Origin of the sequence: Arthrobacter sp. MMS18-M83, assembly GCF_026683955.1 — a bacterium.
GTDB lineage: Bacteria > Actinomycetota > Actinomycetes > Actinomycetales > Micrococcaceae > Arthrobacter.
Genome location: NZ_CP113343.1, coordinates 3,915,965 through 3,942,914, shown reverse-complemented (window position 1 = coordinate 3,942,914; position 26,950 = coordinate 3,915,965). Strand labels below are relative to the sequence as shown.

22 protein-coding genes are annotated in these 26,950 nt (G+C 62.1%); 6 read left to right on the top strand and 16 right to left on the bottom strand.

The window, feature by feature from the left end; translation table 11 throughout:
- The first annotated feature begins 72 nt into the window (after positions 1-72).
- On the top strand, positions 73-1,098 hold the full coding sequence (gene dapD, locus OW521_RS18655; RefSeq protein ID WP_268021062.1) for a 2,3,4,5-tetrahydropyridine-2,6-dicarboxylate N-succinyltransferase: 1,026 nt from the start codon (positions 73-75) through the stop codon (positions 1,096-1,098).
- An 11-nt stretch (positions 1,099-1,109) separates the two neighbouring features.
- The gene (locus tag OW521_RS18650) at positions 1,110-1,949 is read left to right on the top strand and encodes a hypothetical protein (protein WP_268021061.1); all 840 of its coding nucleotides are present in this window, start codon (positions 1,110-1,112) and stop codon (positions 1,947-1,949) included.
- 38 nt (positions 1,950-1,987) lie between these two features.
- On the opposite strand, the gene OW521_RS18645 is transcribed toward OW521_RS18650, so the two are convergent.
- Entirely contained in the window at positions 1,988-2,599 is a 612-nt protein-coding gene (locus tag OW521_RS18645) for a hypothetical protein (protein WP_268021060.1), read from the bottom strand.
- 28 nt (positions 2,600-2,627) lie between these two features.
- Positions 2,628-3,287, bottom strand: a complete 660-nt coding sequence (locus tag OW521_RS18640; protein ID WP_268021059.1) for a TetR/AcrR family transcriptional regulator — start codon at positions 3,285-3,287, stop codon at positions 2,628-2,630.
- Between the two features lie 115 nt (positions 3,288-3,402).
- Between OW521_RS18640 and galE the strand changes: the two genes are divergently transcribed.
- On the top strand, positions 3,403-4,416 hold the full coding sequence (galE, locus tag OW521_RS18635; protein ID WP_268021058.1) for a UDP-glucose 4-epimerase GalE: 1,014 nt from the start codon (positions 3,403-3,405) through the stop codon (positions 4,414-4,416).
- 127 nt (positions 4,417-4,543) lie between these two features.
- Here the strand turns inward: galE and OW521_RS18630 are convergent, their stop codons facing one another.
- The 3 genes from OW521_RS18630 to fdxA all read right to left on the bottom strand — a co-directional run bounded on the left by OW521_RS18630 (position 4,544) and on the right by fdxA (position 7,545).
- Positions 4,544-5,827 (bottom strand): citrate synthase, encoded by a 1,284-nt coding sequence (locus tag OW521_RS18630; protein ID WP_268021057.1) that lies wholly within the window; start codon positions 5,825-5,827, stop codon positions 4,544-4,546.
- Positions 5,828-6,057: 230 nt separating this feature from the next.
- On the bottom strand, positions 6,058-7,203 hold the full coding sequence (gene dapC, locus OW521_RS18625; RefSeq protein WP_326493975.1) for a succinyldiaminopimelate transaminase: 1,146 nt from the start codon (positions 7,201-7,203) through the stop codon (positions 6,058-6,060).
- A gap of 15 nt (positions 7,204-7,218) precedes the next feature.
- Positions 7,219-7,545, bottom strand: coding sequence for a ferredoxin (fdxA, locus tag OW521_RS18620; protein ID WP_018776555.1), 327 nt, complete (start codon positions 7,543-7,545; stop codon positions 7,219-7,221).
- A gap of 136 nt (positions 7,546-7,681) precedes the next feature.
- Between fdxA and OW521_RS18615 the strand changes: the two genes are divergently transcribed.
- Complete coding sequence (locus OW521_RS18615) at positions 7,682-7,924, top strand: putative acetyltransferase (RefSeq protein ID WP_268021056.1); 243 nt, start codon at positions 7,682-7,684, stop codon at positions 7,922-7,924.
- Between the two features lie 263 nt (positions 7,925-8,187).
- On the opposite strand, the gene OW521_RS18610 is transcribed toward OW521_RS18615, so the two are convergent.
- Both OW521_RS18610 and OW521_RS18605 read right to left on the bottom strand, forming a co-directional pair.
- Positions 8,188-9,126: a type IV toxin-antitoxin system AbiEi family antitoxin domain-containing protein gene (locus tag OW521_RS18610; protein WP_268021055.1), complete on the bottom strand. Its 939-nt coding sequence runs from the start codon at positions 9,124-9,126 to the stop codon at positions 8,188-8,190.
- A 72-nt stretch (positions 9,127-9,198) separates the two neighbouring features.
- The gene (locus OW521_RS18605) at positions 9,199-10,335 is read right to left on the bottom strand and encodes an MFS transporter (RefSeq protein WP_268021054.1); all 1,137 of its coding nucleotides are present in this window, start codon (positions 10,333-10,335) and stop codon (positions 9,199-9,201) included.
- A gap of 206 nt (positions 10,336-10,541) precedes the next feature.
- On the opposite strand from OW521_RS18605, the gene OW521_RS18600 reads away from it, so the two are divergent.
- Positions 10,542-11,063, top strand: a complete 522-nt coding sequence (locus tag OW521_RS18600) for a helix-turn-helix domain-containing protein (protein ID WP_268021053.1) — start codon at positions 10,542-10,544, stop codon at positions 11,061-11,063.
- Between the two features lie 406 nt (positions 11,064-11,469).
- Here the strand turns inward: OW521_RS18600 and typA are convergent, their stop codons facing one another.
- The 6 genes from typA to OW521_RS18570 all read right to left on the bottom strand — a co-directional run bounded on the left by typA (position 11,470) and on the right by OW521_RS18570 (position 21,395).
- On the bottom strand, positions 11,470-13,398 hold the full coding sequence (gene typA / locus OW521_RS18595) for a translational GTPase TypA (protein WP_265977008.1): 1,929 nt from the start codon (positions 13,396-13,398) through the stop codon (positions 11,470-11,472).
- 311 nt (positions 13,399-13,709) lie between these two features.
- Complete coding sequence (locus OW521_RS18590; RefSeq protein ID WP_268021052.1) at positions 13,710-15,422, bottom strand: dipeptide ABC transporter ATP-binding protein; 1,713 nt, start codon at positions 15,420-15,422, stop codon at positions 13,710-13,712.
- 11 nt (positions 15,423-15,433) lie between these two features.
- Positions 15,434-16,384: an ABC transporter permease gene (locus OW521_RS18585; protein WP_268021051.1), complete on the bottom strand. Its 951-nt coding sequence runs from the start codon at positions 16,382-16,384 to the stop codon at positions 15,434-15,436.
- Complete coding sequence (locus OW521_RS18580; RefSeq protein WP_268021050.1) at positions 16,374-17,303, bottom strand: ABC transporter permease; 930 nt, start codon at positions 17,301-17,303, stop codon at positions 16,374-16,376. The genes OW521_RS18585 and OW521_RS18580 overlap by 11 nt, the downstream gene beginning before the upstream one ends.
- A gap of 135 nt (positions 17,304-17,438) precedes the next feature.
- On the bottom strand, positions 17,439-19,121 hold the full coding sequence (locus tag OW521_RS18575) for a peptide ABC transporter substrate-binding protein (protein ID WP_268021049.1): 1,683 nt from the start codon (positions 19,119-19,121) through the stop codon (positions 17,439-17,441).
- 426 nt (positions 19,122-19,547) lie between these two features.
- Positions 19,548-21,395 (bottom strand): ABC transporter ATP-binding protein, encoded by a 1,848-nt coding sequence (locus OW521_RS18570; protein WP_268021048.1) that lies wholly within the window; start codon positions 21,393-21,395, stop codon positions 19,548-19,550.
- Between the two features lie 79 nt (positions 21,396-21,474).
- On the opposite strand from OW521_RS18570, the gene OW521_RS18565 reads away from it, so the two are divergent.
- Positions 21,475-22,104 carry a PH domain-containing protein gene (locus tag OW521_RS18565; protein WP_268021047.1) on the top strand — a complete coding sequence of 210 codons (630 nt, stop codon included), beginning with the start codon at positions 21,475-21,477 and terminating at the stop codon, positions 22,102-22,104.
- 21 nt (positions 22,105-22,125) lie between these two features.
- Here the strand turns inward: OW521_RS18565 and OW521_RS18560 are convergent, their stop codons facing one another.
- The 3 genes from OW521_RS18560 to OW521_RS18550 form a co-directional block, all read right to left on the bottom strand.
- Complete coding sequence (locus tag OW521_RS18560) at positions 22,126-23,223, bottom strand: ABC transporter permease (RefSeq protein ID WP_268021046.1); 1,098 nt, start codon at positions 23,221-23,223, stop codon at positions 22,126-22,128.
- Complete coding sequence (locus OW521_RS18555) at positions 23,220-24,761, bottom strand: ABC transporter permease (RefSeq protein WP_268021045.1); 1,542 nt, start codon at positions 24,759-24,761, stop codon at positions 23,220-23,222. The genes OW521_RS18560 and OW521_RS18555 overlap by 4 nt, the downstream gene beginning before the upstream one ends.
- A 180-nt stretch (positions 24,762-24,941) precedes the next feature.
- The gene (locus OW521_RS18550; RefSeq protein ID WP_268021044.1) at positions 24,942-26,717 is read right to left on the bottom strand and encodes an ABC transporter family substrate-binding protein; all 1,776 of its coding nucleotides are present in this window, start codon (positions 26,715-26,717) and stop codon (positions 24,942-24,944) included.
- Positions 26,718-26,950 lie beyond the last annotated feature (233 nt).

Genomic DNA, 26,950 nt, shown 5'->3' with positions numbered 1-26,950 from the left:
CCGAGCGAATTGCGACCCCTTCGGTCCACACACGGTTTCAATGGAACCAGTGGCTCTCGATAGACTTGCGCCATGACTGAAACCGCTGCCTCTGCCGCGCTTGATAGCGCTTCTGCAAACCATCGTTCCGCCTATGGCTTTGGCCTGGCCACCATCGCCACCTCCGACGCCGGAGAAGCGACAGTGCTGGACGTGTGGTTTCCGGCACCGGCCCTGGGCGAAGCGGCTGAATCCCTGCGTGCCGTGGAGCACGCAGACGAATCGCTGACCGCACTTGCAGCCGAAAGCCACGACGCCGATCGCGGGACCGAACAGAAGGTGGTCTTCGCCCAGATCAACCTCGACGAGGCCCCCGCGGACACCGTTGACGCCTACCTGCGCCTGCACTTGCTTTCGCACCGCTTGGTCAAGCCCAACAGCATCAATCTGGACGGCATCTTCGGCAAGCTCCCCAACGTTGTGTGGACAAACTTTGGCCCCGCCGCCGTGAACGGCTTTGAATTGACCCGCGCCCGCCTGCGCAAGCGCGGCGCAGTCACGGTCTACGGAGTGGACAAGTTCCCCCGCATGGTGGACTACGTCATTCCCACCGGTGTCAGGATCGCCGACGCCGACCGCGTCCGCCTGGGGGCCTACCTCTCCGAAGGCACCACGGTCATGCACGAGGGCTTCGTGAACTTCAACGCCGGCACGCTCGGCACCTCGATGGTGGAAGGCCGCATCTCTGCAGGCGTTGTTGCCGGTGATGGCACCGATGTCGGCGGCGGCGCCTCCATCATGGGGACCCTCTCCGGTGGCGGCAAGGAAAAGATCGCGCTGGGTGAGCGTGTGCTCCTGGGCGCCAACTCCGGCGTGGGCATCAGCATAGGCGACGACTCCGTGGTTGAAGCCGGACTCTATGTCACGGCCGGAACCCGCGTGCGCATCCCCGGCCCGAAGGACGCCAACGGCGAGGACACCAGCAGCATCATCAAGGCTGTGGAGCTCTCCGGCGTGCCGAACCTGTTGTTCCGCCGCAACTCCACCACCGGAGAAGTGGAGGTCCTCCCGCGCAAGGGCCAGACGGTGGAACTCAATGAAGCCCTCCACGCAAACTAGCTGATACCTGGATGCGCCGTCTCCGACGCACCATCATCTTGTTGCTGGCCCTCGCCCTGGTGGCTGGCGCCTTCTACGCCGTGGTGACTGTACTGCAGCGCTCCGAAACCTTGGTTACGGAGCGCTGCATCGCCGTCGTCGGCTCAGATCCATACGAGTTGGCGACCGACCAGGCGGCGAATGCCGCCCTCATCACGGCTATCTCCGTGCAGCGAGGGCTGCCTCCCCGAGCTGCCACCATTGCCGTCGCCACGGCCATGCAGGAGTCCAAGCTTCGCAACATCGGTCATGGCGACGAGGTCGGCCCGGATTCGAAGGGCCTCTTTCAGCAGCGCCCGTCCCAGGGCTGGGGCACCGAGGCCCAGGTCATGGACCCCGTGTACGCGACAAACGCTTTCTATGACCACTTGGTGAAGATCCCCGGCTACGAAACCATGGCGATCACCGAGGCAGCTCAGGCGGTCCAGCATTCCGCCTACCCCCAGGCCTACGCGCAGCAGGAAGCGATGGGACGAGCCTACGCGTCGGCGCTGACCGGACATTCCGAAAGGGCCCTGGACTGCACGCTCCGAGCCGCGGACACCGCCGGCGATCCGAACGCTGTTGCGGAGGCCATGACAGCGGCGTTCGGCTCGCTGCCGGCCACAGCCCAGGGCCGCACGGTCCAGCTGAACATTAGTGGTGCGCAGGCGTGGGCTGTGGCTCAATGGGCAGTGGCAAATGCCAAAGCCCTCTCGGTGACGCAGGTGGATATCGCGGGAGCCACCTGGAACAGGCAGGACCGCAAAGGCTGGCAGGATTCTGCAACGCCGGGACCCATGACCATCACGGTTTCCGCTCCGAAAACGTAGTCCCACGGCTGGGTGGCGCCTGGCGACGTCGCCCTACGTCAGACCAGGAGTTCCACCACGGGCTGGACGTAGCTGCGGAAAACTTCCGGCTCGGACAAAAGCCGGTGGCTCATGATCATCTTGTCCGGTTCCAAATACCACGCCCTTGGCTCGTTGAGGGGCAATTCGATGATTGTTAGCTGGAAGTCCCGTGAGCTCCGGCCGACTTCCAGCAAACGGTCCTCCACCAGGTCCCCCAGGAGCAACGTGGCACCGCTGGCTTCGCGTTCGGCCTCAAGTTTTTCGTACTCTTCAAGACGTTCACCCGCCCAACTCAGGGCAGCACCGAAGTGGGCCTGCAGCACCCGGCGGAGGGCGGGCGAGTTGCCGAATGCGTTGAACCCTGGCGGTGAAAGTTCCGGCGCGGCGTCCGGATATGCCCTCAGCAGTTGCTCCCACCAGGCCTCCCACTCCGTCTTGAGTGCCTGCACACCGCCGACTTCGGCCGTGAGGTGCGTGTGATCAGCGTGTCTGACTTTTGGTGTGGCGTGGGACAGCGTCGGCGTCCCGGCTCCGTCCAGTCCAGCAACGTCTCTCAGATACAAGGCAATGAGCATCGGTCCGGAGGTGTCCATTGTGATCCGCCACCCCTGACCGCCTGTGTCATGCATCCGATTGCCTCCCTTGGCAGGTGCCCACTCAGGGTTCCAGTCTATTCCCGATGAGCCTTGACGTTAACGGTTGGACGGGAGACAACAAGGAGTCCAGATGCGCGCTCAGGACGTCTCGGCAGACCTCGAACGTCATCCACTCGGGCTGCAACAGGGCATGCATGCACAGCCCGTCCAGGGTGGACAGGAGGCGTTCGGCCTCCGTCACCAGACGTTCCTGGCGGGTCCCGGCGTCGCGCATCAAACGCATGACCAAACGTCCGACGACGGCGGCCACGGCACGGTGGCTTCGTGCAGCTTCTTCCTCGAGCACGGGTCGGATCCGGGCCGCGTGGCGAAACGCCATCCACACGCAAGCGTCCACGGCCGATTCCTCGTCAAGCGGCAGGAATTGACCCAGCAGGGTTAACACGGCATCGTCGTGTTCCGCCGAGGCATGGTCCAGGGATTCGACGACGGCGAACGCCTCCTCGAGCCTTGTGGCGATCCTGTCGATGACCACAGCGAAGGAATGGACCAGTAGTTCATCGCTGCTGGCAAAGTAGTGGCGGACGGAACCAACGGCGAGGCCGGCCTCATCAGCGACCTCCCGCAAGGAGGCACGTTCCAGGCCATCAGACGCGATGATCCTGAAGACCGCTTCGACTACTTCCTGGCGCCGGGCTTCGGCATCAACAATCTTGGGCACAGATCTTTTTAGCACAAATGTGCTTGAACCGTGCCGTCCGGCACACGGGGAATGCTGGACTGTGTCCTACGCAACACTCAGCGAGCACGCATCAATTTCGGCTAGCGTTGCTTGCATGAGAATTCTTGTCACGGGTGGCACCGGCTACATCGGATCACACACCGTCCTGTCCCTGTTGGAAACCGGACACGAAGTAGTCGTGGTGGACAACCTCGTGAACTCAAGCGAAGAATCCCTGCGCCGCGTTGGTGAACTTGCAGGCAGGACGGCAGCGTTCCATCAGGTGGATCTCGTGGATGAGGCCGCGCTTGAGTCGGTGTTCGATCAGCACAGCATCGACGCGGTGATCCACTTCGCCGGCCTCAAAGCCGTTGGCGAATCGGTCCAAGAGCCCCTGAACTACTACTACAACAACATCGTGGGCACGCTGAACCTGCTCCGGGCCATGGACAAGCATGGGGTCCGCTCCATCGTCTTCAGTTCCTCGGCAACCGTATACGGGGAGCACAACCCCATTCCCTACGTTGAAAAGATGGAGATCGGGGCCAACAACCCCTATGGCCGCACCAAGGAGCAGATCGAGGACATCCTTACGGACCTCGGCGCCGCGGACGAGCGCTGGCACATCGCCTTGCTGCGCTACTTCAACCCGGTGGGCGCACATCCCTCCGGCAGGATCGGCGAGGACCCGCAGGGCATCCCGAACAATCTGGTTCCGTATATCGCCCAGGTGGCGGTGGGCCGCCGCGAAAAGCTCATGGTCTTTGGTGGAGACTACGACACCCCGGACGGCACCTGCCTACGGGACTACATCCACGTCGTCGACCTCGCGGATGGCCACGTCGCCGCACTGGACTATGTTGCGGCCCGTCCGGGCGTGCACCGCTGGAACCTTGGCTCCGGGAAAGGCACGTCCGTGCTAGAGATGCTCCACGCCTTCGAACAGGCCGTGGGCCACCCGTTACCGTATGAGATCACCGGACGACGCGCGGGAGACCTGCCTGCGTTCTGGGCCGACGCTTCCTCTGCCTTGGCGGACCTCAGCTGGTCCACCACGAAGACGGTGGACCAAATGTGCGAAGACCACTGGCGCTGGCAGAAGACCAACCCCCTCGGCTACAGCTCTTAAGAGCAACGCGGGGTCACATACGGCCCATGATGTCCCTGTGGACAGGCTGTAAGTGACCCCGCGTTGGCAGGGCCCACACCGGCGAGGGATCCGGGCCGAGCTTGCGAGGCCTGGGAGCCGGTGGGGACTAGACCGCCGGGTAGTTGCGTTCCGGTTCCCCTGTGTAGAGCTGCCGCGGACGGCCGATCTTCGTCTGGGGGTCGTTGATCATTTCTCGCCACTGTGCGATCCAGCCGGGGAGACGGCCGATCGCGAACAGGACGGTGAACATCTTCTCCGGGAAGCCCATGGCCTTGTAGATGAGGCCCGTGTAGAAGTCCACGTTCGGGTAGAGCTTGCGCTGTATGAAGTAATCGTCCGCCAGCGCCTTCTCTTCAAGGCGCATTGCGATGTCCAGGAGTTCGTCGTTGCCGCCGAGCTTGCCCAGGATCTCGTGTGCCGTCGCCTTGATGATCTTCGCGCGGGGGTCGTAATTCTTGTAGACCCGGTGACCGAAGCCCATCAGGCGGACGCCGTCTTCCTTGTTCTTGACCTTCTCCATGTAGTCCTCGGGCTTGACGCCATCGGCTTGGATCTGGCGCAGCATCTTCAGCACGGCCTCGTTGGCGCCGCCGTGTGCGGGACCGAAGAGCGCATTGATGCCTGCGGAAACGGAAGCAAACAGGTTCGCGTTCGAGGAGCCCACCAGGCGGACGGTCGACGTCGAGCAGTTTTGCTCGTGGTCTGCGTGCAGGATGAGCAGGAGGTCGAGCGCCTTGACCACAACAGGGTCCAACTCGTACTGCTCCGCCGGCAAGCCGAAGCTCAAGCGCAGGAAGTTCTCCACCAGGTTCATGGAGTTGTCCGGGTACAGCATGGGCTGGCCGATGGACTTCTTGTGGGCGTAGGCCGCGATGACCGGGAGCTTCGCCATGAGGCGGATGGTGGAAACTTCCACGTGCTCCGGGTTGAACGGGTCCAAGGAGTCCTGGTAGAACGTGGACAGCGCCGAGACGGCCGAGGACAAGACAGGCATAGGGTGTGCGTCACGCGGGAATCCGCCGAAGAAGCCCTTGAGCTCTTCGTGGAGCAGCGTGTGGTGGCGGATGCGCTGGTCAAAGGCATCCAGCTCAGTGGGCGTGGGCAGGTTGCCGTAGATCAGCAGGTAGGAAACTTCCAGGAAGCTGGAGTGCTGGGCAAGCTGCTCGATCGGGTAGCCGCGGTAGCGCAGGATACCGGCGTCGCCGTCGATGTAGGTGATTGCCGACGTGGTGGCGGCGGTGTTCATGAAGCCGGGGTCGTAGGCGACGGCGCCCGTCTGCTTCAGCAGCTTGGAAACGTCGTATCCTTCGTTCCCTTCTACAACCTTGATCCGCGGGAGCTCGAGCTCTCCGCCGGCATGGCGCAGGGTAGCACTGGTGGTCTCAGTCATGGAGTCCCCTTCATGAGGCCCTTGGCCTCGGTCGAAAGCTTGATCCAACCAACATCTGGTGACTCCAGCCGGGAGCCTGCAGGTGCAGGCACCATCGGCTGGACCGCCTTCGTGGAGAAAGCCACCATTGATAGTCAGTTAAAAGCTACCGCCAGTAAGCGGGACAAACTAATCCACAAGCTACGGTTACTGGCGGAGTGACGCGCCCTGTGCGGCAAGTCACATCATTGTTACCGTGCAGTGTTCAAGCGTTCCACAGCGGCGTCGATGCGTTCATCGGTGCCCGTGAGCGCCACCCGGATGAAACCGTTGCCGGCGTCTCCATAGAACACTCCGGGCCCGACGACGATGCCCAGGTCAGCGAAACGCCGCACGGTGTCCCACGTCGCCTCCCCTGCGGTGGACCACAAGTACAAGCCCGCTTTGGACTCGTGGATCTCCAGTCCGAAGTTCTGCAGAGCTGGCAGGAGGCGTTCACGGCGGCCGCGGTAGAGATCCTTTTGGGCCAGCACGTGGCCGACGTCGCCGAGCGCGATGCGCATGGCTTCCTGGACCGGGTAAGGCACGATCATGCCTGCGTGCTTGCGGCTGTTGACCAGATTCGCCACGATCGATGAGTCTCCGGCCACGAAGGCGGCCCGGTAGCCGGCGAGGTTCGACTGCTTGCTGAGGGAGTAGACGCACAACAGTCCGTCTGACCCACCCGTGACACGCGGATCAAGAACGCTGGGCACGGCTTCGCCGCCACGCTGGGCATCCCATCCGCCCCAACCGAGTTCGGCATAGCATTCGTCAGACGCCACCACAGCGCCGATCTCGCGGGCCTGGGCAACGATCTGCCTGAGGGATTCGACATCGCGAACACTGCCGGTGGGGTTGCCCGGGGAGTTGATCCAGATGAGCCGGACCCGGCTACGGGTTGCGGCGTCCAGTTCGTCCAGATTGTCTGCAGCAATCGCCGTGGCCCCTGCAAGCAGGGCGCCGATGTCGTACGTCGGGTAAGCCACCGTAGGACGGACAACGACGTCGCCTGCGCTGAGCCCCAACAGAAACGGCAGCCAGGCCACCAGTTCCTTGGAGCCGACTGTGGGCAAAACGTCCCGGGGGTCGATCCCAGGGACTCCACGTCGGGTAGCGAACCAGGTGGACACAGCCTCGCGAAGAGCTTCCGTGCCGTGGACAGTCGGGTACCCATGAGCATTGGCTGCCCCGGCGAGCGCCTCGCGAACGAGCTCCGGCGTGGGATCCACGGGAGTGCCGATCGAGAGATTGACTACCCCGCCCGGGTGTTCTGCAGCCTTGGCCACGTACGGCGCCATAGCTTCCCAAGGATAGTCGGGCAGGTTGAGGCCAAAGGCGGGGGCCGCAGAAATCAAAGGAAACAACCGTTCTTAGTGGTCTTGGTTCTGAGGAGGCAGCGCGGCGATGAACGGGTGGTCCTTGCCGGTATTGCCAATCTTGGCAGCTCCACCCGGGGACCCGAGATCATCGAAGAATTCGACGTTGGCCTTGTAGTAGTCCGCCCATTCCTCCGGGGTGTCATCCTCGTAGTAGATCGCTTCCACCGGGCACACGGGTTCGCAAGCGCCGCAGTCCACGCACTCATCCGGGTGGATATAAAGGGAACGTTCGCCTTCGTAGATGCAGTCAACAGGGCATTCTTCAATACATGCCTTGTCCTTGACGTCCACACACGGCTGCGCGATTACGTAGGTCACGTCCCTTGCCTCTCCACAGTTGTCCCGGACAGTTTCCGGGTAGTACCACCGGCCCTGTGGCCGGTACATCGAATTCTGACCCTATTATCCACCAGCGTGAACTCACCAACCTAGCCGGGCGTCCTACTATGAACTAGTGAATTCGCCCCGGCCCCAGGATTTCCTGCTCAACACCGCATCCGGAACACGGGTAGTTGTCCGATACCGGGTGGACAACGGCTTCACCGATGCCCTCGGCTACTTGCTCTCCGTCACCGATGGTGCGTGCACCATCCGCACCCGCCGGTCCGACGTCGAGATCCCGCTGGCCCTTGTAGTCGCAGCAAAAGAAGTCCCGCCTCCGCCTCCACGCCGTAAACCCCGCCCCGCCCCGCAGTAGGCCTGCTCCCCCGTCTTCCCCGCTCACCGGGCATGCCCCCTCCCGCTCCGACCCACGGGACATGCCCCCTGCTGGTTCGAACCATGGGACATGCCCCCTGCTGGTTCGAACCACTGGACATAATGCCAACATGCCCACTCCTAGCCCTCTGCTACGGGCATGTCCCTTGTTAACGCGGGCCCGAGCGAGGGACATGTCCACTCCTGATGAGCAGCGATGGGCATGTCCCTTCTGACACAGGCGTAGGGTAGCCCACCGGGGGGTCACGCGGCTCGGTCGAGAGACCTCAGAGTGTCCCGGACCATCGCCACAAATTCTCGAGGCCGGTTCTTCAACATCGAATAGCTCACAACCAAGGTCGGGACACCCAACCTTGTGGTGATATTCCACCGACGGCGGTCCTCCTCGAAGCTCGGCTTGTCCATGTGGAAACCTGCTCCGTCGGTTTCAATCCCCAGCCTTCCGTCCACCATCAGATCCAGATGCCCCATGCCCGGAATGTTTACCTGTGATTCAACGAGAAAGCCTGCTTCTCGCAGGAGGTATCTGGCGATGCACTCAATAATCGACTGTGACTGCGGAACGATTTGTGACACGAGTCTCCGCTCCCGCGCATCATTCCGACCACTCAGCCTCATCCTGATGGCCGTGAGCGGCAGCCTGCCAAGAACCACCGCAGATTCGGCAACGACCAGACCCTCCAGATCCGGCAAGCAACGCAAGGCCTGGATGACTGAATCCATTAAGGTAGGCGGGACCGCGGATCGATGGCAGACAAAACCTTCGTACTTTCGGCTGTGAGGGACTGCCACGTGGGGAGATTGGGGGGCATCCAGAACCCACAACCCCGAGAATTCGGCCGCGGAAATGCAGGCCGGTTCCGCAGGAAGGGACCGGATAGCGAGCAAGCCGGGATCGGCGCCGGGCACCGCATAGACCCCTCGGGCCACGCGGAGAATCCGTCCACTCGCCAACTCGGATTTCAGCTGGAAATGCGACACCCCAGCCGCAGCGAGATGTTTAGCCCGCGCCACGCCGTCGTACGCTGAAATGACTTCACTGATGTTCACCATGCGCCCCATCGTTCCGCTCGAAACCGGAGGCACGGAAGCGCCAACATTGGGTATGTGGAGAACTTCCGGTCCAATCTTGAAATCAAACGTTGGACATGTGCCCTCATCTGCGCCGAGCATGCGCTGCACTTGTGCCAAGGAATGCGCATGATGCCATTATGTCCAGCGCTGCGAGCCAAGGCGGGGCATGTCCCAAGGAGGTCAGGCGCCGCGCACGCCGTCAGGCAGCCTGCGCATTCCCCGAAGCGGCGAGAACAACGCTGGTGCAACACAGACCATGCTCCCGGCCACGCCGATCCAGAGCGTCGGGGCCAGCCCAAGCCTTTCGGCAAGCAGGCCTGAAGCAAGCGCGGCAATTGGCATGACACCCCAGACCACAAAGCGAATGGAAGCATTCATGCGCCCCAAGAGCCGGGGCGGACACACCCGCTGCCTCATGCTCAGCTGCATGATGTTGTACACCAGCACCCCGAAGGCGAAGCCGAACTCGGAGACGATGAGCATCACCAAGGAGATCCATCGCTCGGGAGCCAGCACCGACAGCGGCACCAAGACGAGGAAAAGCGAGTTCACCATCGACGCCGCGGGAATGACGGTCCCCTCACCGATCCAAGCTGCGAGCCTGGGCGCGGCAACGGCCCCGATCAGTCCGCCCACGGCCCCGACCGCCATGATGAGGCCCATGCCCGGTGGCCCTAGCTCCAGTTCCCTCAGCACGAGCACGGGCATCAAAGTAGAGGCGATCGTAGTGAAGAAGTTCACCCCGCCCGTGCAGGCCGCAATTCTGCTGATCAACGGATGCCTGACCACGAAGACAAGGCCTTCCTTGATTTCCTTTGCTAGCGGCTGCCGGTCCTTGGCCGGCACGGGCCGTTCCGCATCGCGTGTCCTGAACAAGAAAATGGCGGACAGGAGATAGCCGGCTGCTTCCCCGACGAACAGTACCGGGGCGGACACCACCGTCAGCAGCGCGCCACCTGCGGCAGGTCCGCCGATGCGCGCGATCTGGGAGGTGGCTTCCAACTTGGAATTGGCCTGTGGCACGTTCGCGGCATCCACGAGCACAGGCACGTAGCTATGGTAGGAGACGTCGAAGAAGACTGTTGCGGCCCCGACGACGGCCGCTACTGCGTACAAGTGCCAGATCTGCAGGATGCCTGCCCACCAGAGGAGTGGTACGGTCGCCATCGCCGCAGTCCGGACCAGGTCCGCCACAATCATGGTGCGGCGTTTCAACCAGCGGTCTACCCACGCTCCGGCCGGCAAACCGATCAGCAGGAAGGCCGCCAGGCTGGCAGCATTGAGCGCGCCAACTTCGAACTCGCTGGCCCCGAGCAAAGACCCTGCGAGGACTGGAAACGCCGGTTGCCCCAGTTGTGCCCCAGCTGGCTGACGGCTTGGCCTGACCAGAAGGTAGTGAAGTTCCGGTCCCGCCAGAGCGAGGCCGCTTGTTGTGCTGCGTCAGTTTGCGGAGCATTGTCAGTGGTCCCGGCGTTCACTCGCCCAGTTTTCCCCAGTGATTGATATATGTCAATCACTGATGGATGGCTACACTGGCCACCATGACGGAACAATTGGGGGACGGCGATCTCGTCGCCAAGGGGCGCGCCTTGAGTTCGCCGCTACGCCTGCGGATTCTCCGGCTCTGCCTGCATCACGCGCGCACAAACAAAGAAATTGCCGGGCTGCTGGATATTAATCCCGCGTCGAGCCTGCACCACGTGCGAACCTTGGTCCGCACGGGTTTTCTCGTGCCGCAGGAAGGCCGGAAGGGAAAGCGGGGCGCCAAGGAGGTGCCGTACATCGCCACCCGCACATCGTGGAGCACCCCGGTCGACGATATTTCCCCTGTCTTGATCGAAACATTCGTTCAGGAAACCCGGGGACTCGCCCCTGGGGATATCGATGTGTGGCGGCTTGGAGTAAAGTTCAACGCCGCGCGTCAACAGGAAATGATGGGCAAGCTGCGGGCAGTCGTCGAGGAATACATGCGCCTTCCGGCGGACGACGACGGCGTGGCCACTTCGCTCTTGATCGCCCACCACCGGGATCCAAGCGCGGACTAGTCAGCCGCGCGGCGGATGCCTGTATCGCCGGCACCACAAGAGCATCACAAAAGTCACGCCCGCACTGCCGTACACCCACACATTTCCCGGTACGTCAGCAACTATCAGCTGCTTGCCCGTTCCGGAAGCCGACAGCAGGCCAACCGCCACATAACAGGCAATGCCGGCCACCGCCGTCGGGAGCAAAGACCGCGACCAGGCGCCCAGCCAGAGTTGCAACGAGGCGAGCAGGAGCAGTGCCGCAGCAGCACCCCAGTAGACCTCGACGCCGGCAATAAGGAGCGCCTGCCGGTGCAGTGCGGTGCCCGCCAGGGCAGCAAAAGAGCCACCGGAACAGCTGCGGCAATGCCGCGTGCTGCTCCGGTGGCTCCTTTATTCAATGCGTCACTACGCAATCAGCGCTGGATCAGACTTTGGCGCGGGCGCGGGTAGCCTTGGCGCGCTCATTGGCATCCAGGATCAGCTTGCGGATGCGGATGGACTCCGGGGTCACCTCAACGCACTCGTCTTCGCGAGCGAATTCGAGGGACTCTTCGAGGGTCAGGTCGCGCGGCGGCGTCAGGTTCTCGAAGGTGTCGGAGGAAGCGGCACGCATGTTGGTGAGCTTCTTTTCCTTCGTGATGTTGACGTCCATGTCGTCGGCGCGGGAGTTCTCGCCGACGATCATGCCTTCGTAGACCTCGGACGTGGGCTTCACGAAGAAGGAGCCGCGTTCCTGCAGGTTGATCATGGCGAAGGGGGTGACCACGCCGGCGCGGTCGGCAACCATCGAACCGTTGGTGCGGTATTCGATGGGACCGGCCCACGGCTCGTAGCCCTCGGAGATCGAGGAAGCGATGCCGGCGCCACGGGTGTCCGTGAGGAACTTGGTGCGGAAGCCGATGAGGCCACGGGCAGGAACGATGAATTCCATGCGGCACCAGCCCGTACCGTGGTTGGCCATGTTGGTCATGCGGCCCTTGCGAGCGGCCATGAGCTGCGTGACCGCGCCGAGGTACTCTTCCGGAACGTCGATGGTCATGTGTTCCATCGGCTCGTGGATCTTGCCGTCGATGGTCCGGGTGACAACCTGCGGCTTGCCGACAGTCAGTTCGAAGCCTTCACGTCGCATCTGCTCCACGAGGATAGCCAGCGCAAGCTCGCCACGGCCCTGGACTTCCCAGGCATCCGGACGCTCGGTGGGCAGAACCTTGATGGAGACGTTACCGATCAGTTCCTTGTCGAGGCGATCCTTCACCTGGCGCGCCGTTACCTTGGCACCCTTGACCTTACCGGCCAGCGGAGAGGTGTTGATACCGATGGTCATGGAGATCGCGGGGTCATCCACCGTGATGAGCGGCAGCGGCTGCGGGTTCTCGGCGTCGGTCAGGGTCTCACCAATGGTGATTTCCTCGATACCGGCAACAGCAACGATCTCGCCCGGACCAGCGGAGTCGGTCGGAACGCGGTCCAGTGCCTTGGTGGCCAGGAGCTCGGTGATCTTGACGTTCTTCAGTTCGCCGTTGGCTCGCGCCCAAGCAACGGTCTGGCCCTTGCGGAGGGTGCCGTTGTAGATGCGCAGGAGTGCGAGGCGGCCGAGGAACGGGGAAGCGTCCAGGTTGGTGACGTGCGCCTGCAGGACACCGTTCGGGTTGTAGGTCGGAGCCGGGATGTGCTCGATGATCGTCTTGAACAGGGGTTCGAGATCTTCGTTCTCCGGCGCCGATCCATCAGCCGGCTGTTCCAGGGAGGCGCGGCCGACCTTGGCTGCAGCGTAGACCACGGGAACTTCCAGGATCTTGTCCAGGTCGAGGTCCGGAACTTCGTCCGCGAGGTCCGAAGCCAAGCCCAGGAGCAGGTCCATGGATTCGTGGACAACTTCTTCGATGCGGGCGTCAGGGCGGTCGGTCTTGTTGACCAGCAGGATGACCGGAAGGTGCGCGGCGAGGGCCTTGCGGAGCACAAAGCGGGTCTGGGGCAGCGGACCCTCGGAAGCATCCACGAGGAGCACGACGCCGTCAACCATGGACAGGCCGCGCTCAACCTCGCCGCCGAAGTCAGCGTGGCCAGGGGTGTCGATCACGTTGATGGTGATGGTCTCGCCATGGGAGGACGGTCCGTTGTAGGCCACGGTGGTGTTCTTGGCCAGGATGGTAATGCCCTTTTCGCGCTCCAGGTCACCGGAGTCCATGACGCGGTCTTCGAGGTGGTTGTGCTCGGCAAAGGAGTTGGTCTGCTTGAGCATGGCGTCGACCAGGGTGGTCTTGCCGTGGTCAACGTGGGCCACAATCGCGACGTTGCGCAGGTCACTGCGCGATGCAGTGGCTACCGCGGTGTTGGTGGTGGTTTCAGACATGCGTTATTGCTCGATTCAGTGGTGAAGTCAGCTGTGGTATCGCGACATTTCCAACCGGAACGCACGACGGAAGAGACCCTTTGACACAGGGCACCTACATAGAGTCTAAACGCTGTGGTATTTATTGGCCTAAAAATCACCCGCAACGCCAGCTAATTGTGCCCTTCATCACAATCCGCGGGGAAAACCGCGTGGAGATCCGCGTGGAACTCCCGGGGAACACAAAAGAGGCCGGCGCCCCTCCCTCAGGGGAAGCGGCACCGGCCTTCTTGATTGCCTTACGGGCGTTGAATGAAGGTTTCTGAGCCGGGTCAGGCCACCGCGGGCGGCAGCATCAGGCTTGCTCCGGGAATCGCGTTGAGGAGTGCTTTTGTGTACTCCTGCTGCGGCGAATCGAAGACATTGTCTGTACTGCCCGTTTCCACGAGCCTGCCCTTCTGCATCACGCAGACATGGTCCGCGATCTGCCGTACGACGGCGAGGTCGTGCGTGATGAACAGGTAGGTCAGGCCGAGATTGGACTGCAGCTCGGCCAGCAGGTTCAGCACCTGGGCCTGCACCAAAACGTCCAAGGCGGAGACCGCTTCGTCGCAGATGATCACTTCTGGATCCAGCGCCAGGGCCCGGGCGATCGCTACGCGCTGCCGCTGGCCGCCAGAGAGCTCGTTCGGGTATCGCTGCATGGTGGACTGCGGCAGCGCCACTTGGTCCAGAAGCTCCCGGACCTTCTTCTCGCGGCTGACCTTGTCACCGATCTTGTGGGTCCGGAGCGGTTCCTCGATGGTCCTGAAGATGTTGTACATCGGGTCAAGGGAACCGTACGGGTCCTGGAAGATCGGCTGGACACGACGCCGGAACTTGAAGATCTCTCGGCTGTTCAACGTGGAGGTGTCCACCCCGTCGAACACGATCCGGCCCGACGTCGGCGGCAGGAGGTTAAGGACCATTTGAGCCACAGTGGACTTGCCGGAGCCCGACTCCCCCACGATCGCCGTCGTCGTCCCGCGCTTGACGTTGAATGAGACATTGTCCACCGCGGTGAAGTCGGTGGACCTGCCCACTCCCGAGCGCAACTTGAAGACCTTGCTGAGGCTCTCGACCTTCAGAACGTCCTCTGGGAGCGCCTTTTCAACCACAGCTTCGGTGGGTGCCAGGAGTTCTTCCGTTTGGATGCCTTCAGCCTTGGCTGCCTGGATCCTGCGGGAAGCCAAGGACGGGGCCGACGCCACGAGCCGCTGGGTGTAGGGGTGCTGCGGGTTGCGGAGCAGTTCTAGCGAAGGGCCGGCTTCCACTACGTTGCCGCGGTACATGACCACCACTTTGTCCGCGCGTTCAGCCGCGAGGCCAAGATCGTGGGTGATAAGCAGGACTGCCGTACCGAGCTCCGCCGTCATGGTCTCGAGGTGGTCGAGGATCTGCCGCTGAACGGTCACGTCGAGGGCCGACGTCGGCTCATCGGCAATAAGCAGCCGCGGCTGGCAGGACAGGCCGATGGCAATCAGTGCCCGCTGGCGCATGCCGCCGGAGAACTCGTGCGGGTACTGCTTGGCACGCCGCGCCGAGTCCGGCAAGCCGGCTTCCCCGAGGACACGGGCCACATCAGCCGGAGCATGGGGCTTGCCGTTGGCGCGCAAGGTCTCGCGGACCTGGTAGCCGATCTTCCACACCGGGTTGAGGTTGGACATCGGATCCTGCGGGACCATGCCGATCGTGTTGCCACGCAGCTCGATCATGCGCCGTTCCGGCGCGTGCGAGATGTCCTCGCCGTCGAGCAGGATCTGGCCGCCGGAAACCCGGCCGTTCTCCGGCAGGAGACCGATGGCGGCGAGTGCCGTCGTCGACTTTCCCGAACCGGACTCTCCCACGATGGCGACTGTCTCGCCCGGCATGATAGTCAGGTGGGCGTTCTTGACGGCCTGGAACTCGCCGCTCGCCGTCTGGAAGGAGATGGCGAGGTCCCTGATTTCAAGGAGCGGGCGCTCTTCGGTTCCGGCCTCGTTGATGGTGACGTTGGACGTTGTCATGATTGCCTCCTTCATCGCTTGCGGCTCTTGGGGTCAAGGGCGTCACGCAGCGCGTCGCCAAGCATGATGAAGCTCAGGACTGTAATGGACAATGCGGTTGCGGGGAACATCAGCACCTCGGGGTTGGTGCGCAGAGTGTCCTTCGCCGCGGAAATGTCGTTACCCCAGGACATGATGCTGCCGGGCAAGCCAATGCCAAGGAAGGAGAGCGTTGCTTCAGTGACGATGAAGACACCCAGTTCCATGGTGGCCAGGACAATGATCGGCGCGAGCGCGTTCGGAACCACGTGCCGGACCAGGGTGCCGATCTTGGAGACACCTAGCGAGCGTGCGGCAGTGACGAAATCGGCGTTGCGGACCTCGATCACGGCACCACGGGTGATACGGGCCATTTGGGGCCACCCGAGCATCACGATGACCATGACCACCGTGAAGACGCTCTTGTTCTCGCGGAAGAAGGGGAGCTGGGTAACGACCAGTGCGCCGAGGACCAAAGGCAATGCGAAGAAGATGTCGCCAATGCGGGCAATGACGGTGTCAACCCAGCCGCCAAAGAACCCAGCCAGCGCGCCGAGCGTGACGCCGATGATCAGGACGAAGATGACCGAGACGACGCCGACTGTTAAGGATGCCTGCGTGCCGTGGATGACGCGGGAATAGATGTCGCAGCCCTGGAAGGTGAATCCCAAGGGATGGCCGGCCGAGGGGCCCGCCAGGGAGTCGCCCAGTTGGCAGTTGTCGTTCGGAGCTGTCTGCGTGAACAGACCCGGGAAGAACGCGACGATGAGGAGCAGGAAGATCATGAGCGCGGAGATGATGAACAGCGGACGACGGCGGAGCTTCCGCCAGGCGTCTGCCCAGAGGCTCAGGGGTGCTGCGTCGACCTTGAGGGTATCGGTCGCGAGCAGCGGTGTCTCGTCGATGGGGGCAACGTAGTGCTCGATTTGACGGTTACTTTTCATAGCGGATCCTCGGGTCAAGCCAGGCGTACAGGAGGTCGACCAACAGGTTGGCGGCAACGAACACCAGCACCAGCACGCTAACGATGGCAACGACGGTGGGGCCCTCGCTGCGGATCACCGCTTGGTAGAGCTTCTGTCCGACGCCGGGCACGTTGAAGATGCCTTCGGTGACGATCGCGCCGCCCATCAAGCCACCCAGGTTCGCCCCCAGGTAGGTGACCACGGGGATCATGGAGTTTCGCAGGATGTGGGCGAGGACCACTCGGGGACGGGAAAGGCCTTTCGCGGTTGCCGTACGGACGTAGTCGGCGTTCATGTTTTCGATGACCGAGGCGCGGGTCAACCGCAGCACGTAGGCAAAGGACACGAGGCCAAGAACCGTGGCCGGGAGGATCAGTGTGCCCCAGTCCGCGTTGGATCCCACCGTGGGCTTGGCCCAGCCGAGCTGCACGCCGACGACGAGCTGAAGAACGAAGCCCAGCACGAAGGTGGGGACCGCGATGACGACGAGGGAGGCAACCAGCACGGTGGAGTCAAAGAGCTTCCCCTTGCGCAGGCCGGCGATCAGGCCGAAGGCCACACCGAAGACGGCCTGGATAGCCAGGGCCTCAACGGCAAGCATGGCGGTCACGGGAAAGATGCGGCCAAGGGTGGCGGCAATGGGTTGACCGGTGAAGTCAACGCCGAGGTTGAAGGTGAACAGGTTCTTGAGGAACAGTCCGTACTGGACCCAGAACGGCTGGTCGAGGTTGTATTGCTGGCGCAGGGCGGCAATGACGGACTCGCTGGGCGGACGGTCGCCGAACAAAGCGCGGATGGGGTCGCCCGGGAGGGCGAAGACCATGAAGTACACAAGCAGGGTGGTTCCCAGGAAGACCGGGATGACCTGCAGCAAACGCCTGAGGATGTACTGGATCACAGCAAAGTATCCTGGGCGCTCTTGAAACTAAGGGGATTCATGTGGGACAGCTTTCGTGCCGGATCAAGCGCACAGGGGGCCCGGTTTTGCGACCGGACCCCCATGCACTAGCGAGCTTGGAACAAGTCCAGAGGACTACTTTGCGGTGATGTTGTAGTAGAGCAGGACGCCGTTCCAGCCGGAGTCAACGTTGGTAACGTTCTGGCTCCATACAGCCTGGCGTGCCTGGTACCACAGGGGCAGGTTGGGAAGGTCCTTGAACAGGATTTCCTGTGCCTGGGTGAACTTCTTGTTCGCGTCGTCCGTGGTCTTGGACGCAAGGCCTTCGATCAGCAGCTTGTCGAATTCCGGGTTGCTGTAGCCCTCGTAGTTGGCGCTAGCGCCGGTCTTCAGCAGCGGGCCGAGGAAGTTGAACAGCGACGGGTAGTCTGCCTGCCAGCCTGCGCGGGTGAAGCCCGGAAGCGTCTTGGCCTTGCGGAGGTTCAGGATCTCAGCAAACTTGGCGAACGGCTGGCCTTCTGCCTTGATGCCGAGGTTGTTCTTCAGGTTGTTGGCAACTGCGTCGATCCATTCCTTGTTGCCACCATCGGTGTTGTACGCGAGCTGAAGAACCTTGCCAGCCGGCCACGGGCTGAGGGCCTCTGCCTTGGCCCAGAGGTCCTTCGCCTTCGCGGCGTCGAACTTCAGAACATCCGAGCCCGCTACGTTGGCGTTGTAACCGTCAACGGAGGGAGACGTGAAGTCCTTGGCCGATATACGGGTGCCGTTGAAGACAACCTTGGTGATTTCGTCGCGGTTGATGGCCATGGAGATGGCCTGGCGGCGGAGCTTGCCGGCGTCTCCCTGGAACTCAGGCAGGTAGTTCGGGATGTTGAGAGTTGCGTTGCCCGCGTAAGCCTTGTTGAGGTTGTGGTCCGGGAAGTCCGTGGTGTAGGTCTTCAGGGCGTTCGTCGGCAGGACGTCGGTGACGTCGAGGTTGTTGGCCTGGATGTCCGTGTATGCCGGTGCCGGATCGGTATAGAACTTGAAGGTCACGCCACCGTTCTTGGCCGCGCGGGGACCCTGGTAGTCGGCGTTCTTGACGAGGGCGATCTGGCTGTCGTGCTGCCAGGCACCCTTGGCGGCCATCTTGTACGGGCCGTTGCCGACGGGGTTTTCGCCGAAGGCCTTCGGGTCCTTGAGGGCATCGGCGGGGAGCGGCATGAAAGCGGAGTAGCCGAGGCGCAAAGGCCAGTCGGCTTCCGGCTGTGCCAGCTTCACCGTGAAGGTCGAGCCGTCCTTCAGAACCAAGCCCGACATGGTCTGCGCGGTCGGGGCAGGAACGTCTTTGGACTTGCCGTCCGCGCCAGGTTCCTTCTTGGTGGCACTGACGGCGTCGTAGCCGTCAATCGACTCGAAGAAGCTGCTGCTGGTCTGTGCGTTGGTGCTCAGTGCGGCGAAGTTCCAGGCGTCAACGAAGCTCTTGGCGGTGACTTCCTCGCCGTTGGTGAACTTGGTGCCCTTCTTGACCTTGATGGTGTAATTCTGGCCGTCAGTCGTGTCAATGGATTCCGCGAGGGCATTCACGGACTTTCCGCTGGCGTCGTAGCTGCGCAGGCCTTCGAACAGGAGTTCGACGACGCGGCCGCCGTACACCTCGTTGGTGTTGGACGGCAGCAGGGGGTGCTGGGGTTCATTGCTGTATGCGGTGATGATTTTGTTCGGATCGCCGGCAGCAGCCTGGCCGCTGCTTCCGGAGCCGGCGCTGCCGCATCCGGTAAGGGCAAGTGCGGCGACTGCCAGCAAGCCTAGAGCTTTGGAAGTGCGCGAAAAACGCATTCCGCCTCCTATGGATTCAGGGGGATGGGTCGGGGCAACTCATGGCTGCCCCGGGGGCCAGGCACAGAATTATCCTGTGACGCGGCCTACATGGATGTGTAATCCTAACCACACCTTGTCCGAAATATGGAATCCCATTGGCACATGGGACCCAAGTATGCCTTGACAGTTTTAGTAATGAAGCAGTCATTTCAAGTAAATGAAGCAGTCACTTCACGTAATGGGTTACTCCTTGGTACACTCGGCATGCCTGACCTCTACTTTTCGCAGGAAAATAGGGGTTTCGGGCATGCCGAAACCCCTTTCGTGGAAGTGCGAAAGAACACCCGGGGCATAGAAAAGAGCCCCCATGGACCGTTGGCCATGGGGACTCTTTCGCAACGAGCGGCAGTCCGTTTATGCCGCGAGCTGCTTCGCGCGCAGCTGCTACTCGATGCCGGCGGCCATGAGTTGCGCCCGCAGTTCCCTGCGCTCGCGCTGCTTCTCCGGGTCCGGAAGCGGTACCGCGGCAAGCAGCCTTTGCGTGTAAGGTTCCTGCGGATTACGGAGAATCTGTTCCCGGGTGCCCTGCTCCACGATCCGGCCGCGCTGCATGACGCAAATCCGGTCCGCCAGCACATCAACCACGGCGAGGTCGTGGGTCACGAACAGGCACGCGAATCCCAGTTCCTTTTGCAGGTTCTGGAAGAGTTCCAAAACCTTCGCCTGCACCGAAACGTCCAGCGCCGACGTCGGCTCATCCGCCACCATAAGCTTTGGCTGCAGGGACAGCGCACGCGCGATACCGACACGCTGCTTCTGGCCGCCCGACAACTCATGCGGGTAACGGTTGCGGTAACCGCGGGGCAGCTCCACTTGGTCGAGAAGGTTCTCGATCCGCTTCTGCAGCTCCACGCCCTTGGCGGCCCCGGCAAGGAACATCGGTTCGCCGATACTCTCACCGATAGGCAGCCGCGGGTTCAGCGACGACGACGGATCCTGGAAGACCATGCCGATATCCCGACGCACCTCGCGAAGCTGCTTTCCATTCCGTTTCGCTGCGGAAATGTCCTGACCCACCACACGCATGCTGCCGGCGGCCACAGGCAAGAGCCCGACGGCGGCGCGTCCAATGGTCGTCTTGCCGGATCCCGACTCCCCAACCAGGCCCACCACTTGACCAGGGTAGATGACCAGGTTTGCCCCCTCGACAGCACGGAACGCAGGAACACGGCCCTGCTTGGGATACTCGATGGCGACGTCGATCAGCTCAAGCACAGGGTTGCCCTTGGGCTTGGCGGCTTCTTCCGCCGCCGCCTTCAAAGCCGCTTGGTTTTTACGTTCCCGGCGGAGCAGTTCGTCATGCTCAACGGATTCGAGCTCGGTGTTGGTGGCCGCAGCCAGGGCCGCAGTGACATCGACATCGGGACTGTCCGCGCCCTGGCCCAAGTGGGGAACAGCTGCCAGCAGCGCCTGCGTGTATTCATGCTGCGGGTTGCTGAAGATCTGCTGCGCCGTACCCGTTTCCACGATGACACCCTTGCGCATCACTGCTATCCGGTCAGCGAGGTCGGCCACCACACCCATGTCGTGCGTGATGAGGACGATGGCGCTATCCAGCTTGTTGCGCAGATTGCGCATCAAATCCAGGATTTCAGCTTGGACCGTCACGTCCAGGGCCGTGGTGGGTTCATCCGCGATCAGCAGTTTCGGGTCGCAAGACAACGACTGGGCGATCATGGCCCGCTGGCGCTGGCCGCCGGAAAGCTGATGCGGATACGACTTGAAGGCCTTCTCCGGGTCAGGAAGCTCCACGAGGTCCAACATGCGCAATGCGCGCTCCTTGGCCTCGTCCGGGGAGACCACGTTGTGAAGCCGGATCGTCTCAACGATCTGGGCACCCACCGTGTAGACGGGGTTGAGCGCCGTCATCGGTTCCTGGAAGATCACGGCAACATCCTTGCCGCGGACCTCCCTGATGGTGCCGGATTTGGCGCCAAGCAGCTCCTTGCCGGAGAGCTTCACACTCCCCGTGACCCGGCTGTTGCTGGGCAGCAATCCCAGCAAAGCCATGGAACTGGCACTCTTGCCGGAACCGGATTCACCGACGATGGCGAGGACCTCACCCGCCCTGACCTCATAGTTCAGTCCGATGGCGGCGGGGACCCATTTCTTCTCCACACCGAAGTCGACGCTGAGATCGCGCACTTCCAGGACCACGCTCCCGAGCGCACTCTTGTCCGAGGCAGTCTCTAGCGGGGTTGCCTCAGGTTCGGGGCTGGCATTGTCAGTCATGTTGGGTATTCCCTTCCGCCCGGGCCACCCTCCAAGGGGTGATTAGTGAAGTAGCCCGGAATCCTGAATTATTAGGGGCATGAGCCGAGAGCCCCATGCTGGAAATGTCGAAATCTTCAAGGCCCGCACCAGCAGGCTGTTCGCCTGGGCTTGTTGGGCAATAGCGGCCTTCGGGGTGGTCGTGACGCTTGTGGCGGCCGGTCCGGGAGCCCTTCCGGGCACCGCTCCCTTGCTCCTTGTTGCCTTCATCGGCTGGTTGCTGTTCTGGCGCCCCGTGGTGGTGGTCATGGACTCCGGCGTACGGCTGGAGAACCCTTACAGCACCGTTGAGGTCCCGTGGGATGCCCTGGTGCAAGTGGACACCCGCTACGCCCTCACGCTCATGACGCCCCGCAAAAAATACTCCGCGTGGGCCGCACCGGCGCCCGGGATTTGGGGCGGGCGCAATGCCCGCCCCGAGCACCTGAGGGGGCTCCCAGGCACCACATACGGTCCTGGCAGTTCGGTTCGACCCGGAGATCTCAAGAACACCGATTCGGGTGCCGCAGCCGTCTTGGTCCGCACCCGATGGCAGGCCCTGGTGGAGTCCGGCCGAGTAGAGCCCGGCCGGGCGGAGGACGCCACAGTGGCGGTTACGGTCGGATGGTTCCGAGTGGCGGCCACGGTGGCGCTGGCCGCGGCCAGCTACTGGGCGGTCTTCCGATACTGAGGCTCCCCTGGCGGGTCCCACTCAGCTGCCCTTCGGAGTATCGGCGACCGGCGCCGTCGTCGTGCTGGAGTGCATTGCGGTCTCAACCGCGGACTTGGCCCGGAACTTCTTCTGGCGCGGGTCGAAAGCGTCCCGCAGGCCATCGCCGATGAAGTTGATACTGAGGCAGATGAGGATGATGAACAAGCCCGGATACCAGAAAAGCCACGGCCGGGTAGCAAAGGCTTCCTGGTTTTGGGAAATCAACAGGCCTAGTGAGGTATCTGGCGGGTGCACTCCAAGGCCGAGGTAGCTGAGGGCCGTCTCTAGCAGGATGGCAGCGGACATGGTCAGCGTTACGTTGACGATCAGCACACCGACGGCGTTCGGCAAGATGTGCTTGAAGATGATCCTCGCGTTGGAGGCTCCGGAGATCCGGGCAGCATCGACGAACTCCCGCTCACGGAGGGTCAGGAACTCACCTCGGACAAGACGGGCGAGGCCCACCCAGCTCACAAATCCGAGGAAGACGCCGAGAATGACGACGCCGTTGTTGGCGGCAAAGCCGGTCAACCAACTGCCCTCATCCCTGCGGTTGGCTATCTGGCCCACCACGGCCGCGAGGAGAAGCAACGGAATGATGATAATGACGTCCGTCAAGCGCATGAGGATCGCTTCGACCCAGCCTCGGAAATAGCCGGCAAGTCCTCCGACAATGGCGCCGATCGCACCTGCAATCCCACCGATCAGGAGCATCACCGTGACTGACTGCTGTGCGCCGCGCATCGTCATGGCAAACAGATCGCGCCCGATCCGGTCTTGGCCAAACGGATGCTCGCCCCACGCAAACGGCCACAGCGAGGAGGTTGGAGCACCGTCGTTGACGAGCGGCGCGACGTCCAGGTGGTTGTACTTCCACCACCCGGGAATCCCGAACGCGCCCACCGCGGTAAAGGCAAGCAGGAAGATCACCGCGAAAACAGCGAGTCCTATCAGGGCGCCCGTGTGGCCGAAGAATCTTTTACGGACAATCTGGCCCTGGCTCAGGCCGCTGGTAACTTCGCTGCCTGCGTGGGTGGCTGCAGCTTCGGCAAGCGCCTGTTGCGCGAGGAGTTCGTCCTCTTGAGTTGGCTGGCTCATGCTTTGATCCTTACGCGTGGGTCGAGCGCGGAGTACGCGAGGTCCGCTATCAGGTTGAAGGCCATGGCGGTGATAGCCACACAAAGGAACACGCCCATCACCGGGTTAGGGTCCGTGTGCAGCAGTCCGTCGATGAACAAGAAACCCATGCCCCGAACGGAAAAGACCGTTTCAGTAATGACGGCACCACCGATCAATGCACCGATGTCAAAGGCGACGATCGTTGCAATCGGAATCAGAGCGTTCCGGAAGGCGTGGCCCATGACCACGGAACGTTCGCTCAGGCCCTTGGCTCGCGCTGTGCGGATGTAGTCCATGTTCATGATTTCGAGCATCGACGAACGTGTGAACCGCGCGTAGCTGGCCAACGAGACAAGGATCAGGGCAATGGTCGGCAAGACGAGGTGGGTCAAGGTGTCTGTGGACATGATCCAGAAATCGCCTTGGATGTTCGGCGTTCCCGCTCCGATAGTGGCGATGGGACGTCCGCGAACCCGGCTGTTGTTGAAATAAGAGGGCCAGGCCTGCATGAACCGGTCCATGACCACAAGGGCTCCGACCAGGAAGGCCGTGAGTCCGGCGGCGCGCATGGATTGGCCGCGGTCGTAGCCGCCCATGAAGTACCCCACTGCGACGCCAACCAGAATGGTGGCGATTGCAAGGAGGAAGATCATGAGCGCGGTCGCGTCATTGAGCAGCGGCTGCACAGCGAAATAGGCGATCACACCGATCCCCACCACAATCAGGCTCGATTGCAGTGCCTTGCGGTTCTTGAGTCCGGAAACCAATATGGTGATTCCGACGGCGATTCCCGCCCCCATGATCGCAATGATGACCGGCCCCAGGCCCGGATTGCGGAACCATTGAGTCAGCGAGAAGTAGAAAAGAACAACCGAAACCGCCGCAAAGACAGAGCCTGCGACGATCAGTCGGCGTTTCACTTCGCCGCCCACGACGACGGCCCCAATGAGGCCCAAGACGGCTCCGATTCCAAGGGCCACGGCCGGGGGTATTTCCGGATTTCGCAGGAAGTCATTAAAGCCAATGGCACCGAACTCCTTGAGAAGGACGGCTACCCAGAAGATCGGCAATGAGAAGAACAGGAATGCCATGAAGGTCACGCCATAGTCCAACGCGCTGTACTGGCGGAGTGCGGTGACGATGCCGAGCGAAATGCCGATGAGAATCGCAAGAATTGTCGCGCCGGTAACAAGCGTCAGGGTTTGAACCAGCGCGAAGCCGAGGGCCTCCGTGATTGGCTGCCCGGCGATGTTCTTGCCGAGATTGCAGGCGTTGCCGAGGGGAACCAGGCACTGGGCGGCGCCGCCCAGCCACTTGAAATAGCGAAGCGGCGCTGGTGTGTCGAGATCAAGCAGATTGATTCGCGCATCCATCAATGCTTGCCGGTTCGGTGCACTGCTGGTGCGGAGCTCTTCCAAGGGGTCTCCGGACAACGCTGTCAGGAGATACACCAAGAACGATGCTCCAAGAAGAATGAATGCGGCGGTGATAAGCCGCCTGACGATATAGGTCACCATGGTGAAGAACCTCGAAATCCAGGCCCGGGGTCGCCGGCGCCTATCGCAGAATCGTGCCCCTTCCCTGCTTGAGGTCGTTGGGAAGCAGACAATATGCCGGTTCACCAACCCGAAGGCGCCGGGACCATGATACGTCGGTCCCGGCGCCTCGGCTGGCGATATTGCTCGCGGAGTTGGGTCTTACTTCTGAGCCCATTCCCAGAAGTTCCACCAAACACCAGTCTGGTTCGGCATGAGCTTCACACCGGTGATGCGGTCGCTGTAAGCGTCCACGTTCACGGACTGGAAGAGCGGCACACCGTATGCGGAGTCCCAGATCTTCTTGTCGATCTGCTTCTCGAGGTCATCTTGCTTGCTGCGGTCTGTGGTGACCACGAGCTGTTCCATCAACTTGTCCGCGTCAGCGCTGCTGAACTTGTTGAAGTTGTTGCCGCCGCCCGTCTTGAATATCTGCGGAACGCCGGAGACACCAACGCCCGGGTTGATCCAGCCGAAGATGGTGGCGTCATAGCCCCCCTTGCCCAGTGCCTTGCCCCAGTCGGACTTGCCAAGGCCGCCGTCGACGATCTTGAAGCCGGCCTTGGTGGCCGATTCGCGGATCAGCGAGAAGGCGTCAACACGGTTTGGGTTGTCCTTGTTGTACATGATGCGGACTTCCGGAGTGGCACCGTTGAGGAGCTTCTTGGCGCCGTCAATGTCGACATCCTGGTAGGCCGAGGAACCGTTGTTCTTGGCCGAATCCGCGTAAGCAGCCTGCTGCGGGACGAAGATCTGCGAGTCGAGCGGCTTGGCATTCGGGTCAAGCTTGCCAATGATCTTGTTGACGATGTCCTTGCGGGGCACGGTTTTCATGAAGGCCTGGCGCACGTTCTGGTCGGCCAACGGTCCCGAGTAGTTCAGGTCCAAGTGGTCGAAGGCCAGCTGGTTGCCCTGGTCAACGGTTACGCCCTGGCTGGAGAGTGCCTTCAGCTGTTCGAGCGTGTCAGCGGAAGCCTGCGGGGCAATGATGTCTGCCTCGCCATTCTTGAGGGCCTGGACCTGAGCCGGGGCGGAACCGATGTAGCGGACGGTGATTTCGTCAAGGCTCGGCGTCGGTCCCCAGTTGTAGTCCTTGTTGCGGACCATGGTGAGGGACTGGTCCTGGTTCATGCTCTTGACGATGTAAGGACCGTTCGAAAGGAACAGCGTCGGGTCTGCGGGAAGCGTCTTCGTGTCGAAGCCGGTGTTCCACAAGTCCGACATTGCCTTCAGCTTCGCGTCGGCGGGCTGCGGCGCCTTGGCATCTCCGCGTGGCTTGCTCTTGAAGAAGTCAATCAGGGCCTGGGTGTCCTTCAGTCCGGCCTTCTGGGCCAGGACGTGGGCAGGAATGTCAATGCCAGGCCCACCCAGGACGATCTCCCAGTCGGAGAAAGGCTTGGAGTACTTGAGCGTAAGAGTCTTGTTGTTGTTGCTGATCTCCGGGAAATCCGTCAGGCTGAGGCCCGAGTTGTCACCAGCGTAGGAGAAGTACGACGTGCCGGTCTTGGCCTTGGCGTCGGCGTCGTCGTAGTAGCCGGAGAACGCTGCCCACTGGAGGAGGAGGTCGGCGGCCGAAACGGGCGTGCCGTCGGACCACTTCACACCGTCGTTGATGGTGTACTTCACAGTCAGCGGACTATCCGAGACCTTTTCCATCTTGCCGAATTTGTCGTTGTGGACGACATTCAGCTTGTTGTCGATGTAGTAAAACCCCGAGTGCGTGGCGTAGCTGACCTTCGAGTTGATGTCTGTGTTGCCATCTGCAGTGTTGGGGTTGAACGTGTTGAAAGCGTTGACCTCGACTACGGTGGCCGTGCCACCTTGCTTGGCCGCTCCGGTGGACGGGGTGTTGCCGCCGGTATTGCCGGCGCAGGCGCTCAGTGCGATTGCGGCGATTGCCGCGATGCCCACTGCTTTGGAAGTACGTCCGAAACGCATTCCGCCTCCTATTTTTTGAGTGGAAAAAGCCGGCGCTGTTGACTCCGGCAGACTGCCACAACCCCCTCAGCAGGCTTGTGGGTCGTCTCACATGAGCAGTAGCCTAGCGCCCGGACCGGATGTTTGGGCCCAAAGTTTCCCGCCAGTAAAGTTTGTTATCGAGATGCAATCATTGAAGGACGTCCAAGTGGTTCCGCGATCCAGCCGACGTGACAAAAGCCCCGATTCAAGGC